14 protein-coding genes are annotated in these 13,986 nt (G+C 58.2%); 4 read left to right on the top strand and 10 right to left on the bottom strand.

The genetic code is table 11. The annotated features are described in order from the left end of the window. Positions 1-8 precede the first annotated feature (8 nt). Complete coding sequence (locus GFB49_RS03340) at positions 9-1,148, top strand: mandelate racemase/muconate lactonizing enzyme family protein (protein WP_153214354.1); 1,140 nt, start codon at positions 9-11, stop codon at positions 1,146-1,148. After that, positions 1,145-2,020: an amidohydrolase family protein gene (locus GFB49_RS03335; protein ID WP_153214353.1), complete on the top strand. Its 876-nt coding sequence runs from the start codon at positions 1,145-1,147 to the stop codon at positions 2,018-2,020. Before GFB49_RS03340 ends, GFB49_RS03335 begins: the two co-directional genes overlap by 4 nt. A gap of 21 nt (positions 2,021-2,041) precedes the next feature. Here the strand turns inward: GFB49_RS03335 and GFB49_RS21400 are convergent, their stop codons facing one another. Continuing rightward, positions 2,042-2,755: a FadR/GntR family transcriptional regulator gene (locus GFB49_RS21400; protein WP_343032467.1), complete on the bottom strand. Its 714-nt coding sequence runs from the start codon at positions 2,753-2,755 to the stop codon at positions 2,042-2,044. A 680-nt stretch (positions 2,756-3,435) separates the two neighbouring features. Then, positions 3,436-4,329 (bottom strand): LysR family transcriptional regulator, encoded by an 894-nt coding sequence (locus GFB49_RS03325; RefSeq protein WP_153214351.1) that lies wholly within the window; start codon positions 4,327-4,329, stop codon positions 3,436-3,438. Between the two features lie 121 nt (positions 4,330-4,450). On the opposite strand from GFB49_RS03325, the gene GFB49_RS03320 reads away from it, so the two are divergent. Continuing rightward, positions 4,451-4,744, top strand: a complete 294-nt coding sequence (locus GFB49_RS03320; RefSeq protein WP_194269247.1) for a putative quinol monooxygenase — start codon at positions 4,451-4,453, stop codon at positions 4,742-4,744. Between the two features lie 194 nt (positions 4,745-4,938). Here the strand turns inward: GFB49_RS03320 and GFB49_RS03315 are convergent, their stop codons facing one another. Next, positions 4,939-5,328 carry a winged helix-turn-helix transcriptional regulator gene (locus GFB49_RS03315; RefSeq protein ID WP_153214349.1) on the bottom strand — a complete coding sequence of 130 codons (390 nt, stop codon included), beginning with the start codon at positions 5,326-5,328 and terminating at the stop codon, positions 4,939-4,941. A gap of 101 nt (positions 5,329-5,429) precedes the next feature. On the opposite strand from GFB49_RS03315, the gene GFB49_RS03310 reads away from it, so the two are divergent. Further along, positions 5,430-6,275, top strand: a complete 846-nt coding sequence (locus tag GFB49_RS03310) for an SDR family oxidoreductase (protein ID WP_153214348.1) — start codon at positions 5,430-5,432, stop codon at positions 6,273-6,275. A gap of 275 nt (positions 6,276-6,550) precedes the next feature. On the opposite strand, the gene GFB49_RS03305 is transcribed toward GFB49_RS03310, so the two are convergent. The 7 genes from GFB49_RS03305 to GFB49_RS03275 form a co-directional block, all read right to left on the bottom strand. Continuing rightward, complete coding sequence (locus GFB49_RS03305; RefSeq protein ID WP_153214347.1) at positions 6,551-7,645, bottom strand: tRNA-dihydrouridine synthase; 1,095 nt, start codon at positions 7,643-7,645, stop codon at positions 6,551-6,553. Positions 7,646-7,879: 234 nt separating this feature from the next. Then, the gene (locus tag GFB49_RS03300; RefSeq protein ID WP_153214346.1) at positions 7,880-8,557 is read right to left on the bottom strand and encodes an orotate phosphoribosyltransferase; all 678 of its coding nucleotides are present in this window, start codon (positions 8,555-8,557) and stop codon (positions 7,880-7,882) included. Between the two features lie 272 nt (positions 8,558-8,829). Continuing rightward, the gene (gene pyrC / locus GFB49_RS03295) at positions 8,830-9,870 is read right to left on the bottom strand and encodes a dihydroorotase (protein WP_153214345.1); all 1,041 of its coding nucleotides are present in this window, start codon (positions 9,868-9,870) and stop codon (positions 8,830-8,832) included. An 85-nt stretch (positions 9,871-9,955) separates the two neighbouring features. Next, positions 9,956-10,915 (bottom strand): phosphoadenosine phosphosulfate reductase, encoded by a 960-nt coding sequence (locus tag GFB49_RS03290; protein WP_153214344.1) that lies wholly within the window; start codon positions 10,913-10,915, stop codon positions 9,956-9,958. 233 nt (positions 10,916-11,148) lie between these two features. After that, positions 11,149-12,345 carry an HlyD family secretion protein gene (locus GFB49_RS03285; protein ID WP_153214343.1) on the bottom strand — a complete coding sequence of 399 codons (1,197 nt, stop codon included), beginning with the start codon at positions 12,343-12,345 and terminating at the stop codon, positions 11,149-11,151. Further along, positions 12,338-12,721, bottom strand: a complete 384-nt coding sequence (locus GFB49_RS03280) for a hypothetical protein (protein WP_153214342.1) — start codon at positions 12,719-12,721, stop codon at positions 12,338-12,340. Before GFB49_RS03280 ends, GFB49_RS03285 begins: the two co-directional genes overlap by 8 nt. 197 nt (positions 12,722-12,918) lie before the next feature. Continuing rightward, positions 12,919-13,983 (bottom strand): glycosyltransferase family 2 protein, encoded by a 1,065-nt coding sequence (locus GFB49_RS03275; RefSeq protein ID WP_153214341.1) that lies wholly within the window; start codon positions 13,981-13,983, stop codon positions 12,919-12,921. Positions 13,984-13,986: the final 3 nt, after the last annotated feature.

The following is a 13,986-nucleotide window of genomic DNA, read 5'->3' as shown; positions in this document are numbered from 1 at the left end:
AGAAGCGCATGAAAATCGCTGACGTTCGCACGCATCTGTTGGAGCACCGTCTGGAGGTCCCGTTTCAAAGCGCCTCCATGAGGTTTGATCGGCGGCAGCACGTGTTGGTTGAGGTCATCTGCGATGATGGGACAATCGGCTGGGGTGAATGTTTGGGGCCGGCAGTGCCCAACGCTGCTGTTGTCGCAAGCTACCGGAGTTGGCTCATCGGCCAGGATCCGCTTGAAACGGAAAAGATCTGGGCGACACTCTATAATGCGTTGCGGGATCAGGGACAGCGCGGTCTGACGGTCACAGCGCTCTCTGGCATTGACGTTGCGCTATGGGACATCAAAGGGAAGCGGTTTGGCGTGCCTGTGTCCACCCTTTTGGGCGGTCGGTTCCGTGACAGTGTGCGTGCCTATGCCACCGGCAGTTTTAAACGCGATGGTGTTGATCGGGTTGAAGACAATGCGCGCGAAATGGCAGAGCATAAAGAGGCAGGTTTTCATGCGGCCAAGGTAAAGATCGGGTTTGATGTTGCCGAAGATCTGGAGGTCATCAAAGCCGTACGTGATGTCATGGGCCAGGACATGCGCCTGATGATTGACGCCAATCACGGTTACGACGTGGTGGATGCGGTGCGCCTGGGGTCTCGTGCGGCAGATTATGGCGTCGACTGGTTCGAAGAACCGGTGGTTCCAGAGCAGCTTGCGGCCTATGGCGAGGTGCGCAACCGACAGCCCATTCCCGTTGCGGGGGGAGAGACTTGGCACACGCGCTGGGGTTTTTCCGAACCGCTCTCCCGGCGGCTGGTTGATATTGCCCAGCCGGATATCTGTGGGGTAGGTGGCTTGAGCGAGGCGAAGAAAATCGCCGATATTGCCGCGCTTTATGGCGTCCGCCTGGTGCCGCATGTTTGGGGAACAGGCGTTCAGATCGCTGCGGCATTGCAGTTTATTGCGGCCATGGTGCCGTCGCCGGTACGCCCCAATCCGGTCGAGCCGATATTGGAGTTTGACCGAACACATAATCCCTTCCGCCAGGCGGTTTTATCAACCCCGCTGGACCACGAGCGTGGCGTAGTTGCGATCCCGGATGGACCCGGTTTGGGGATCGAAATCAACCGCGACGCACTGCGCGATTTTGCTTTGAGAGAGAGATCATGATTGACCGAAAACTAACAGGGCAACCGCCACGCCTTTCGCTGCCACGGGGGACTGTGGACACGCAGACCCATCTTTTCCTGCCGGGATTTCCGGCCGAGGACGGCGGGCCCGGTTTGCCGCTTGATCCGTTGCCCACCCCAGAGATGTACAAACAGGTCATGGCATGGCTTGGGATCGATCGCGTGGTTGTTACCCAGGCAAATGCGCATCAGGCACAAAATGCCTCGCTGCTGGCTTGCCTGGATCAGATGGGCGATCTGGCGCGTGGTGTCGCTGTGATCACCGGTTCTGAGACGGAGAAGGAGATCGAGGCTCTGTCTGCCAAAGGCATCGTCGGGGCGCGGATTATGGATCTGCCTGGTGGTGCAACAGGGCTGGAGGCGCTGGCGGATGTGGATGCAACGGCCCATGCGGCAAACTGGATGATGGCCGTTCAATTTGACGGCAGCACCTTGCCGGACCGTTTGGATCAACTCTCGTCCCTAAAGTCGCGTTGGGTTTTGGACCATCACGCCAAGATCTTTGAGGGGGCGACGCAGGCGCATCTGGATGCGATCAAACGTTTGTTGGACGGCGGCAATATGTGGTTCAAATTCGCGGGCTGCTATGAAAGCAGTCGCGAGGGCGGGCCAGAGTTCTCTGACATCGCCAAAGTGGCAAAGGCGGTTGTGGAATATGCGCCCGAGCGCGTGATTTGGGGAACCAATTGGCCGCATAATCTGGCGCAAAAAACAGAAGATTACCCGGACGATGGTGCTCTGTTGGATACGGTCCTGTCCTGGGTGCCTGATACGGCGCTGCAGCAGGTCCTTGTCGACAACCCGCAAGAGCTTTATGGGTTTCCAACCTGGGCAGAGGAGGGCCGCGCCTAAGGCGGGACCGCTTGGCGTGGCTTAGCTTTCGGGCTGGCCGCGCAAGAGGCTTCGGTAACGCTGCTGGCTGTCTTTTAGGTGGCTGCGCATTGCAGCACGCGCGCCGTCTTCATCACGGTTCAGGATTGCGGTGACAATCTCATCATGTTCGGCGTTGATACAGTCCACATAGCTTTGCGGGTAGGGCCGGTTCTTTGAGCCGTTGAGCGCGCGACGCGGAATGGCGGATGGGCCCAAAATGCCGAGAAATTCCACAAATCGCGGGTTGTGGGTTGCCCGTGCAATGGCTTGATGCAATGCGAAATCCGCGTCGCTGGAGGATTGCTGTGCGGAATTCAGGCGGGTGACCTCCTTGAGACATTCGATGATGTCTTCTTCCTCGCTTGGGCTGCATCGCTGCGCAGCAAGGCCTGCGGACTCCACTTCCACGGCTGTGCGCACCTCCAACAATTCGATAACGGATGACAGCCGCCCCATATCCACAGAGGTAAAGGGCGTTTCAGCCTGCGGCTTTGGTTCAAGGACGTAGACCCCCGATCCTTGGCGAGGTTCGACCAAACCATCCGCGCGCAACGCGGCAATAGCCTCCCGGACAACGGTACGGCTAACCGAAAACTCCTCCGTCAACCGCGCCTCGCTGGGCAGTCGGTCGCCAACGCCAAATTGTCCGCCTTCGATCTGAGCTTTCAGTTCTTCGCGGAGGGTGGCGACACGGGTTTGCTTGTTCTCGGTAATGATTGGACTTCTCCTGCTGTATCTACACTTAAATACATTAGACTAAATTGGTCAATCTGTATGATGAATTTTGCTGATAATGCCCGAACGCTGGGTTGAGACGTGAAAACGTGTGTGGTTGTCCAAGGTCTCAGCGGGACGAAGCCGACTTTGGTTTACTATCTCCATCTCGCGACCAGGGCCACAGGTTTCCTCGTCGTTTTATTGCGCTCGTGGTGTGCCATTGTCGTTCAAAACTCTGACTGGGCAGAATATCCCTGTGGCATGCACGCAGAAAGCGGGCTTTGAAGAGTTGCCCAATCAGTCATTGCCAACCTCTCTTGGCAGCGACATTGAGACCGTACTTTCGCGGCACTGGGAACAGAGAAAAAGATGCGGGTAGTGCGTCGCAGAGGATTGCGGGCGATCATCTGGGCGTCATACCAGCGTCAGATATCCGCCATCGGGCACCACCACCTCAAGACAGGTCGCGCCATTGATCTCCTGAAACCCGATTCCCAGCCAGCTTGTTGGCCATCTCTTCGGCGCCATTTCCGGTCATCCAGCCGCCCCAGGAAAATCCAACGATGCTGACAAAGGCCGCGCCGAGAAGCGCTCCGTAGATGCCGGGTTTTGACCATTCAGGTGTTGTCGTGTCCTTTTGCGGGGAAATGCGTAAAGCCTTCCAGTTTCAAGTCAATCTAATGAAACGACTCCCTGTGCCGTTCAAACAGGGAGTCAATCTTGCGAAAGACTTTTCGAACGTGAGTAAGATTTCCGTCGTCTTGGTGTTTGACCAACCATTGCGTATGTTCGATGCTTTCTATTGGGGGCGAACATTGCTGTAGACGTGGCTCTGAGGAGCCAATGAACACTGGGAGAACACACAGCCCCACGCCTGCCGCCGCCGCCTCCATAACCGCTTGAGGTGAATCGCAAATTAGGGCCGCCGTGCCACCGATCTGCTGCCGCAACCAAAAGGATGAGGTGCCGGTCCCCCCAGCGACGGATGGGACGACCCAATCACAGCGCGCGTAGCGATGATCCGCAAATGCGTCTGGATGCGAGGCGCAGTATTCGATTGATCCATAAATCGCAAAACTAACACGGCCGATCCGCTTCTTCGTTATCCCTTGATTGTCGGGAACTTTGTTGCGCACGGCAATATCCGCTTCACGTCGCGACAGGTTGAGGAAATTCGCACCTGTTAGCAGCTCAATTCGAGGTCCAGTGGAGCCCGTTGAAATGTCTCTCAAGTGTCGCGCCAAAAAGACGCTTGTCCAAAAGCCCGCCGTGACCCGTACAACTGGTCGATGATCAAGTTGCGAAAGCCACGTTTGAATCGACTTCGACTGCCCATCCATTTCCAGAACTCTACTAAGAAGCTCGCGACCGTGGGAGGTAAGGTCATATCCGGTTGAGGTTCTGTCAAAGAGCTGGACATCCAGGGTGTCTTCCAGGTGTCGCATCCTACGGCTCAACGTGGGTGAACTTGACCCCGAAGTTGCCGCCGCACCAACCAGTCCGCCTTCTTGCGCGACAGCCAGAAAAAGTCGGAGGTCATCCCAGTTCTGTATTTTATTTTTGAAAGACATGTTTCGAATATTGCCGTCGAAATTGGATTAACACCAGCGTAATTAGTAAACGAATTAGCGAATTAAAGCTGATGTGCCACTTTCATTAATGGAACTCAAAACAACAAAGGACATCCTCCTTATGACAAAAACCCATATTGTTGCGGTAACTTTCAAACCAAAGTCAGAACATCTCACAGCCTTCGCCGAAGCTATGCAATCGGTTAAGAGCGAATTGCCTTTGGTAGATGGGTGTACAGGTGTTCGCGTAATGACACACCACGACGACCCAGCGGTGTTTATGCTTATTGAAGATTGGGAAAGCGCAGACAAGCATGCAACTCATATCAACAATCTGGTCGCATCAGGCGCGTGGGCTGGCCTTGAGAATATGCTCGCAGAGCAACCGACAAGTGTCATCCTAGCACATTTATAACCGGTCGCGGTGGCCAACCAACGTTGGCCGCCATCTTTCTCGGAAACCAGCCGTTGACCCAACTTTGGTGCAATTGCCATTTCTGATCTAATTGGCCGCTTTTTGCGGGTCGCGACAGCCGCGAAAATCAGCATAGGCGCGCTATCATTCACGGCGCATAAGATTGCCGCCGGTTTGGGCTCCATAGCGTCCGATTAATCTGCCGCGATCTCTTCCCGCGTCGACAGGATGTTGCCGGTGTTGTCTTCGATCCAGTCTGCGAGCACGCGCACATGTTGCGCGACCTCTTCGCCCATCGGGGTCAAGCTGTATTCAACATGAGGCGGTACGACCTTGAAGGCCTGCCGATGCACGAATCCATCTGCTTCCAATGTCTGAAGCGTTTGTGTCAGCATCCGATCACTGACCCCGCCGATCGTTCGCCTGAGCGCAGCAAAGCGGATCGTCCTTCCCTGAAGCGCAATCAGCGTCAGAACGGCCCAGCGGCCAGTGACATGCTTGAGGATACTGCGCGACGGACATTCCTGTGCTTGCAGGTTTCCTATCAACTTGCCCGAACGAACGGCGTCACTGAGTTTCGGCATGGAGACCTCATAAATTTCATACTAACAAAAATGTATGTACTTACCTTTTGCAAGTAAAGGGCCTAGCTGTATGGCATGGAAAAAATTTGGAGATATCAGCCATGACAATCGCAGTGACCGGGGCCACCGGCCAGCTTGGCCGCCTTGTTGTCGAGACCCTGAAAACCAAAGCCGCGCCGGAGGGTCTCATTGCTTTGGCCCGCAATCCCGACAAGGCCGCCGATCTGGGCGTGCCTGTCCGTGCTTTTGACTACGACGCCCCTGAAACGCTCGCTGCGTCTTTGGGAGGCGTTGAGACGCTGCTGTTGATCTCGGGCAGCGAAGTCGGTCGCCGTGTTCCTCAACATGCAGCGGTGATCGAAGCCGCCAAGGAAGCGGGTGTGAAGCACATTGTCTATACAAGCCTGCTGAACGCACCAAACAGCACGCTGGGCCTTGCGCTGGAACACGTGGAGACAGAAAAACTTCTGGCCGCATCTGGCATCGGCCATACCGTGCTGCGCAACGGTTGGTACACGGAAAACTACACCATGGGGTTGCCCGCGGCACTGGAACACAACGCATTGATCGGTGCGGCCGGGGATGGCCGGATATCTTCAGCCACGCGGCAGGACTACGCCGATGCTGCTGCGGCTGTCTTGCTGGACACGGGCCTTCAAGGCAAGACCTACGAGCTCTCCGGTGATGACAGCTATACCCTGACCGATCTGGCCGCGACGCTGTCTGCCCAGGCGGGCAGGGACATCCCTTATGTCGATATGCCTGAGCCCGACTATGCGGCAGCGCTCACCAGCGCGGGCCTACCTGCGGAGCTGGCTGGGCTCCTTGCCCATTGTGACGTCGAGGCGTCGAAGGGCGCGTTGTTTGATGATGGAACGCAGCTTTCCACCCTGATCGGGCGCCCGACAACCCCACTCGCCTCGGCGGTAGCCACAGCCATCGGATAAAGCCTTTGTGCGGGGCGTCTTTTCGCGCCCCGCCTCGAATTCTTGCGCTGCTTTCTACGGGGCACTTAAGGGCTCCCTCCCTTGCTTCAACCAATGTCGGCTTTCGACGACCACCGGTCACCTGCGGACTGTGCAGCATCGGTCAAGAAGGGATCTCAGCCAGCGTCCGCCGCACCATGTATGAATGGCTCAGAAATACGCAAATAGGCCCTTGCAAAAACCCCCCAGTCCTCGCGGACCGGGGGTGACTGGTTACGCGACTTTGTGTCTTTTTCTTAGGCGGATTTTGCGTAGCCGCCGTTGTAGTCGTCGCTTTTGCGGCGGATTTGGGAGGGTTGGACGATGCGTTCGCGGGCGATGCCACGGAAGGCTTCGATCGACTCGTGGCCGTGACGGTCCAAGTAATCGGCCAGATCCTCTTTGAGCTCTTGGATCAGTTTGACACCGACGCCGCCGCTGCCTTTTTCTTCCATCGCCGCCGTGCAGATCTGCAGGTTGCCTGCGCCGTGTACGATGAAGTTGAACGCTTCGCGGAAGCCTTTAATGCCGCCGATGCCCGAGATTTCTTTGTCGGGGCAGGCGCGCGAGATGTCCGAGACGCGCTGCAGCGCCTGGTTCAAAATCGCCAGACCACCTTGGCCGCCGGAGGTCACAAGCCCGTCGACCTCGACCTCAAACTTGAGGGTTTCGGGATCCATCAGGGGCAGGGAGGGGAAGGTGTTGCACAGGGAGATGGCCGCAGCACCGGCATCATAGGCCGCGTGGGCCGCGTCCGTCAGGGTGGAGGTCGAGGGCGTCAGCTTGACCCAGACCGGGACATCTACCACTGCTAGCACGGCCGCCAGGATCTGGCGGATAATGTCTTCGTCATTGGCCACATTGGCGCCCATGTCCTTGCGGTCCATATGCGGGCAAGAGAGGTTCAATTCCAGCGCGTCACAGCCCACATCCACGCAGGAGGTTGCCAGTTTCTGCCAGTTCTTCATCTCTTCTTCGCTGCCAGCCCCCGCCATGATGGAGGCAATCAGCATACGGTCGGGATAGGTCTCCTTGATCTCCTTCAGATCCGGCAACCATTGGTCCAGAACCTGATCAGAGATCAGCTCCCAGTTCCAAGAGGAATGCGACATCGTCTCGGGCCGTTTGTTGCGCGAGACATAGGGTTTCTGCTCGCTGGTACGTTGGTAAATCGTCTTGGGCCCGGCCACGTTTTCCACCGGGTGCAGGCCGATGGTTTTGGTCACCACACCGCCCCAGCCGGCCTCAAACGCCTTGAGGATCTTGCGCTTGTTCTCGGTGGGGGGCGCAGAGGCGAGGATGAATGGATTTACGAACTCGAGACCCGTGAATGTTGTTTTTAGCTTGTCCAAGGTAGCGTTCCCATTTTTTTGACTGTTTGGTAAAATTATTCAGGGCGATGGTCCTGGGAGTCAAATTTTTTCTGGTGAAAAGCCGTGCATATGCCAATTGGCGCAAAGAATTACGCCGGTTGCTTAAAAAATGGGATCTGGGAGACGGGGGCGCGGGGCCAGAGGGGGCAAAAGAAAAAGCCCGGCCATGGGAGGCGGGCTTTTTTCGTTACATCGTGTTGGCGTTCCGCCAGATTACTTTTTGTTGGCTTCCTGCCAAGCGCGCGGATCGTTGAGGAAATTTTCAACCTCGGCCAGGGTTTCGGGGCTGAAGGCCTGTTGCGCCTTGGCCTCGGCCAGAACGTCCCACCAGGTGCACAAGTAATGCAGCTCGACCCCGTGATCGCCAAGGCGCTGGGTGGTTTCGGGGAAAATGTCGTAATAAAAGATCACCGCCGTGTGGCCACACGCGGCCCCGGTCTCGCGGATCGCATCCACAAAAGAGAGTTTGGAGCCGCCATCGGTGGTCATGTCCTCCACCAGCAAAACGCGCTGGTCCTCGGTCATCACGCCTTCGATGCGGGCGTTGCGACCGTATCCTTTGGGTTTCTTGCGCACATAGGTCATCGGCAGCGCCATTCGCTCCGCCACCAGCGCGCCAAACGGGATGCCTGCGGTCTCACCTCCGGCGATATTGTCGAAGGCCTCAAACCCTGCGTTGCGCATCACGGTGATGGTCAGGAAATCCATCAGGGTGGAGCGGATCCGCGGGAAGGAGATCAGCTTGCGGCAGTCGATATAGCTGGGCGAGGGCAGGCCGGAGGCCAGCGTGTAAGGCTCATCCGTGTTGAAATTCACCGCGCCGATTTCCAGCAGCATACGGGCAGACAGACGGGCAATTTCTTCGCGGGAGGGGAAGGATGTGGGGATCATGGCGGCACCTTCTTGGGACAGTCAGTGGTTTGAGCGCTGATACCGGCCCAGACGCGCGATGTCGAGAGGGCTTTCGTGCGCGTATCGCGTGCATAGGGTAAGCTTTGAAGAACGCCAAGCAAGGGCAAGTGACGGCAATGAACTTCATCGCCAGAGGCACGCGGGGGAGCCTCCGGCGGAAGTATTTTTGAAAAGATGAAAGGGGCGACCCAAGCGCCTGCCCTTTGGCGCGCCTCATGTGGCGAAGTGGGCAGGGGCAGGCGGTTTGGGAGTTAGGCTACGGTCCAATAGACCCGGAAGCCGGGTTCAAAGACCGAGACAGGGCCGTCTTCGCATTCGATTTTATAGGGGAACTTCACCGGGCTGTCCTGTTTGGTCAGGGTCAGCGTGTCCTGGTTTTCCGGCAGGCGGTAAAAGGCGGGGCCGTTTTTTGATGTAAAGCCTTCGAGTTTGTCGAGGGCATCTTCCTCGTCGAAAACATGAGCGAGAAGCGCCATGGTGTTGGTCGCGGTGAAGCAGCCCGCACAGCCGCAGCCGGATTCCTTGGCCGCGTCCACATGCGGGGCGCTGTCGGTGCCAAGGAAGAACCGGGTGTCACCCGAGGTGGCGGCAGCCCGCAAGGCGAGGCGGTGCTCTTCGCGTTTGGCAACGGGCAGGCAGTAATAATGGGGTTTGATGCCGCCCACCAGAATGTGGTTGCGGTTGATGATCAGGTGGTGCGTGGTGATGGTTGCGCCGAGGTCCTGATCATGGGCTTTGACATAGTCAACACCGTCGCTGGTGGTGATATGTTCCATCACCACGCGCAGACCGGGGGTCGCGCGGCGGATCGGGTCGAGGACGCGGTCGATGAACACGGCTTCGCGGTCGAAAATATCTACGGCGTCGTCGGTGACCTCGCCGTGCACACAGAGCGGCATGCCGATCTCGGCCATTTTTTCCAGAACTGGGCGGACCTTGTCGAAATCTTTGACGCCAGAGGCGGAATTGGTGGTGGCTCCGGCCGGGTAGAGTTTGACCGAGGTGACCAGACCGCTGGCGTGGGCGGCGGCCACATCTGCGGGATCGGTGTCTTCGGTGAGATAGAGGACCATCAGCGGATCAAAAGTCATGCCGTCCGGCAGCGCGGCAAGAATGCGGTCGCGGTAGGCGGCGGCCTGCGCGCCGGTGACCACGGGCGGGACCAGATTGGGCATGATGATCGCGCGGCCAAAGTGGCGGGCGGTTTCGGGCAGGACGGCTTGGAGCATTGCGCCGTCGCGCAGATGCAGGTGCCAGTCATCGGGGCGGGTGATGGTCAGCGATTTGGTCATGCCGTCGCGTTAGCACAGACCGGCCCAAAGGAACAGTCGCAGCGGGGGAAAAAGACCCCCTGCGCGGGCTGTTTGAGAGGGCGTGTCAGCTGCGTTCGCTGGGCCAGGTGAAATCGCCGGCTTCGGCGCGTTTTTTCAGCCCCTGGAGGCGACGGCGGAAGCGTGGCGCGCGCAGGCGCTGGGTCACATTGCGGCACAAAAGCGCCACCAGATAGGGGCGGTCCTGATTGTCGATATGGGCCATCAGCCCTTTGAGATAACCGCCATTGTTGCGTCGGGCGCGGGCCAGTTTGAAAAAGCTTTGCTGGGTCAGCTTGCCGGAGCCAACCTTGGAGAGGATGGAATAGAGGATCTCCATCTCGATCAGGCGGGTCTGGACGGCCGCGCCCATAAAGGGCAGGCGTAGGCGGGTCACATTGGGGCGCGCAAAGAGGGCGGCGTGCATGGCATCCAGACGCTCGTAGGGGTCAAAGATGATAAAGGCGTGGTCGGCTGCATCCAGCATATCGGGGGCATAGCCGTAGCGGTCGGTGAAGGAGGTGCGGCGCATTTCCACAAAACGGTCGTCCCATTCGGTCATGCGCGGATCCAGCGTGGCCTGGGGCTGAATCGCCAGCACGGTGGCGCCAGGTGCGGCCACCGAATAGGCCGCCGCCGAATAGCCACAGGGGCCTGCGCCATAGAAGACCACATTGTCAAATTCTTCAAAGAAGCCGTCGTCGATCAGCTGGTCAAAGAACGCATAGATCTGTTCATCGCGAAACCAGGTGTCGCCGTCGGACACAAGACACAGATGCGACCAGCCGAGGTTGCGCACCAGATCAAAGCCCAGGGGCTGTGCCTGATCCGAGAGGTTGTGGATGCCCTGTAGGGTTTCAAACGTGACCAGGAGCGTGTTGCCCTGATCAATGAAGGTTGCAAAATGGCGGTCGCCCAGGTCCTGAAACAGGCCGTTTTCCTCGGCGATTTCGGCCATGCGGGCCTTCCACTGGGCCGGTTTCAGCCCCGAGAGATCTTCGTCCAGCGCGTCGATGACTTCTTGCATACCCGTCGTCCTCAATATGCCGAAAAACGATGTCCGGCTTTTGGTTACCATGAGGGTTAACGGCAGAATACGGCCAAATTTTGGTAAACTCAGGCAGATTTGTCGGCGGCAGCGGCGGTCCGCGCGGGTCTGGAGTTGGGACTGGAGCCGGGGTTGAGCAGGGCCTGAGACCAGGTTTGTAAATGTGGCGCGCCGCTTTGAGGCGGGTCAAAGCGGCGCGTCACGAGAGAGCGTTAGTGGCCGCCACCACCCGCAAGACCGATACCGTTGAAGATGGAGCCAAGCACTTTCATGCGCAGGCCTGCGGCTTTGACGACGCCGGTGGCTGCGATGATATGGCCAAACACACCGTCCATATTATTGGTATAGGCCTGTACGATACAGCCGGTACCATCCAGCAGCATGGCTTCATGTTCCGGGTGAACCAGTTCCACAAAGGCCTGAACGCTGCCGCGATAGGTGGCGTTGTTCAGCTCGCGGATGTCGCCGCTGGGCACCACCTGACCGGTGGCCACGGCAGGTTGGACCAGAACGATATGGGCTGGGAAAATCGCGTTGCGAAAGCCCAGATTGGCATTGGCATCACAGGCAACCTCGGCGGGCATGCCCTCGTAGATCGTGGAGTTGGCCACCTGCGAGAAACCAGCCAGCACCCGTATTGGCACATCCTTGGGGCGGTCGGGGATGATGATCATGGAGGGGCGCACAACCAATGTGGTGGCCGGGCTGCCCTCGCTGAGGGCCAGCTGGGTGACGGTGCCGCCCACAAAGCTGCGCACCTCGGTGAAGCCAAGCGCGGTTTCGGCCTGCTCGATCGCGGCCTCAACAGCCTGCCGCTGGGCGGGGATGCTTTGTTCGAGCTCCACCAGCGCCAGATCCAGCTGCGAGCGGGCAGCGTCGAGGTCGGCCTGAGCGGATTCCAAAACGGCGCGCGCTTCGACGACGGTGTTTGTGGTGCCTACACCACGTTCAACCAAGGCTTCGGCGTCGTTTAAGTCATCCTGCAGGCTGACAATGCGGGCCTCGATCTCGGTCACGCCGGCTTCGGCCACTTTTTTGCTATCTTCGGCCTTGCCCTCTTCGGCGTCGATCACCGCAAGCTGGGCCTGGGCCTCTGCCAGAGCTGCGCGCTGGGCGCTGTCTTCGATGCGAAACAAGAGATCCCCGGCCTCGACCCGCTGGCCATTGGTGACCGCAACCTCGGTCACCGGACCGGTGGTTTGTGCGACCACGGATACGGTGCGATAGGGGACAACGCCTGCATAGGTTTTGGGGTGGAAATAGAAGACAAGGGTAAAGACGGCCACGGCCATAATCGCCCAAAGGAACACGGCGGTTTTCATGTTCCAAACGGTCATCGCCTCGCCGCGGCGGCGCAGTTGAAAGTAGCGGATCACGGCTGGGAAGGATGTGAACAGCAGCTCAAACATCGTCGCGCTCCTCTTCCACAGTTGGTGTGGCCGGTGGCGCGGTGGGAGCGGGGTCTGCCTTGGTGTTTAGATGGAACCGGGACCAATCCGCCATCAGCGCGATGAGAACCGCACAAAGCGGCAAAAGCGGGTGGAAATGGTCGACCGGAAAGATTTCATAAATCAGCGCGATGGCCAGCAGGGTTGGGATGGTCTTGGCCAAGGGGGTGCCCTGTGCCTGATGCTCGGCCCATCGGTCAAAGGCGGCGTACAGGTAGACGATACCATAAAGACCGCCCAGGATAATCACGAGCACGACAATCGCAAGAAAATCGCCGTCCCCTGGAGGCACAAACCAGGCTGGGTCCGCGTGGCCCCCATGTGCAATATCTGACATTCTGTCTTAACCTCTTTAACCTTGAAAATGTAATGTTAGGGCCAGTTTAGGTTGACATAAATTACCTGTCTACACGCATCGTGACCTGTGTCAGGGCGGGGGGCAAAATCGTGGGAGCACCGGCCGATTTGTGATCCGAGGCGCACGGTTTTTGCAGATGGCCTGTGTCATTAGGGCCGCCCAAAAGGGGCGCGGCTTTACTCTTTGTTCTGGGGGGCCAGATTGCGCCGTCCCAGCGAGGCAAAACCAGAGAGGGTGCGGGCGGTGGTGGCATTGATGGCGCGTGATGGCGGTGTCATCAGCAGGCGGGCAAACAGCGCGCGAAACGGCTCTTCGAGCATCAGGTGGCGAAAGCGGGCGTGACGCCAATCCACCGCTTTTTCATGCAGGCGAGTGAGCTTCTTGTCCTCGGCCATTTCTGCCAGCAGCGCGTCGCGCATTGGTTTGTAGCGCGCAATCGAGGTGTCGGTGTCCATGTTGAAATTACGTTCAACCCAATAATCCACATCCAGCATTTGGTCGGAATGAACGGCGCGGCCGCGATCTGCTTTGAGGACAAAGCTTTCCATTGCGCCAAGGGCATAGTGATTCAGCTGCGCGTGGCGGTAATTGGGCTGGCCATAGTTGGAAAACAGCCGCTTGGTCTTGAACTGGCGACCCAACTCGCGCCCTTCGCAGTCAAACCAGCGATAGCTGTCGAGCTGGTCTTCCTCCTTGACGCTGCGGGGGCGGTGCACGCCGGTTTTGCGATAGGTGCCAGTGTTGCGATACAGCGTTTTGAACATAGAGGCGCGCCAGGGCCAGTTGACCAGTTCCGGTGCGCAGCGGGTGAAGGTTTCGGTCACAGGCGTTGGTGTGAACCGCACCTGATCGGCATTGCCAAACAGACGCCAGGTCAGGGTGATGGCGTCAGCATCGGGCAGCACCCCCAACAGGTCGGTCAGATGGCCGTCACCGGCGTGGATATTGACAAATTCATCGATGTCCAGCGACAGGATCCAGTCGGCTTTTTTCACCAGCCGGTGTTTGTCAGCGGTTTTGAGGGCAGTGAACTGGATGCCGGATTTGTCATACGGGCCATCGTTGCGGACATGGGTGATCAGACCCATTTCCTCCAGCCGGTCCAGAATCTTGTCCGTGCCGTCCTGGCAATCGTTGGAAAACACCAGAAAGTCCGTGAAGCCAATGGCGAGGTGATGGGCCAGCCATTCCAACAGGAACGCGCCTTCGTTGCGGACGGTGAGAAGTGCCAGAAAACGCATGTC

Origin of the sequence: Tritonibacter litoralis (assembly GCF_009496005.1) — a bacterium.
GTDB classification, from domain to species: domain Bacteria; phylum Pseudomonadota; class Alphaproteobacteria; order Rhodobacterales; family Rhodobacteraceae; genus Epibacterium; species Epibacterium litoralis.
Note: the sequence above shows the minus strand (reverse complement) of the source record. Positions and strands in the feature narration are given on the sequence as shown.

Bases quoted from the DNA above. Each gene is read 5' to 3' on its own strand.
- GFB49_RS03340 (WP_153214354.1), top strand. From the start codon at position 9: ATGAAAATCGCTGACGTTCGCACGCATCTGTTGGAGCACCGTCTGGAG.
- GFB49_RS03335 (WP_153214353.1), top strand. From the start codon at position 1,145: ATGATTGACCGAAAACTAACAGGGCAACCGCCACGCCTTTCGCTGCCA.
- GFB49_RS03325 (WP_153214351.1), bottom strand. From the start codon at position 4,329: ATGTCTTTCAAAAATAAAATACAGAACTGGGATGACCTCCGACTTTTT.
- GFB49_RS03320 (WP_194269247.1), top strand. From the start codon at position 4,451: ATGACAAAAACCCATATTGTTGCGGTAACTTTCAAACCAAAGTCAGAA.
- GFB49_RS03315 (WP_153214349.1), bottom strand. From the start codon at position 5,328: ATGCCGAAACTCAGTGACGCCGTTCGTTCGGGCAAGTTGATAGGAAAC.
- GFB49_RS03310 (WP_153214348.1), top strand. From the start codon at position 5,430: ATGACAATCGCAGTGACCGGGGCCACCGGCCAGCTTGGCCGCCTTGTT.
- GFB49_RS03300 (WP_153214346.1), bottom strand. From the start codon at position 8,557: ATGATCCCCACATCCTTCCCCTCCCGCGAAGAAATTGCCCGTCTGTCT.
- pyrC (WP_153214345.1), bottom strand. From the start codon at position 9,870: ATGACCAAATCGCTGACCATCACCCGCCCCGATGACTGGCACCTGCAT.
- GFB49_RS03290 (WP_153214344.1), bottom strand. From the start codon at position 10,915: ATGCAAGAAGTCATCGACGCGCTGGACGAAGATCTCTCGGGGCTGAAA.
- GFB49_RS03285 (WP_153214343.1), bottom strand. From the start codon at position 12,345: ATGTTTGAGCTGCTGTTCACATCCTTCCCAGCCGTGATCCGCTACTTT.
- GFB49_RS03280 (WP_153214342.1), bottom strand. From the start codon at position 12,721: ATGTCAGATATTGCACATGGGGGCCACGCGGACCCAGCCTGGTTTGTG.
- GFB49_RS03275 (WP_153214341.1), bottom strand. From the start codon at position 13,983: ATGCGTTTTCTGGCACTTCTCACCGTCCGCAACGAAGGCGCGTTCCTG.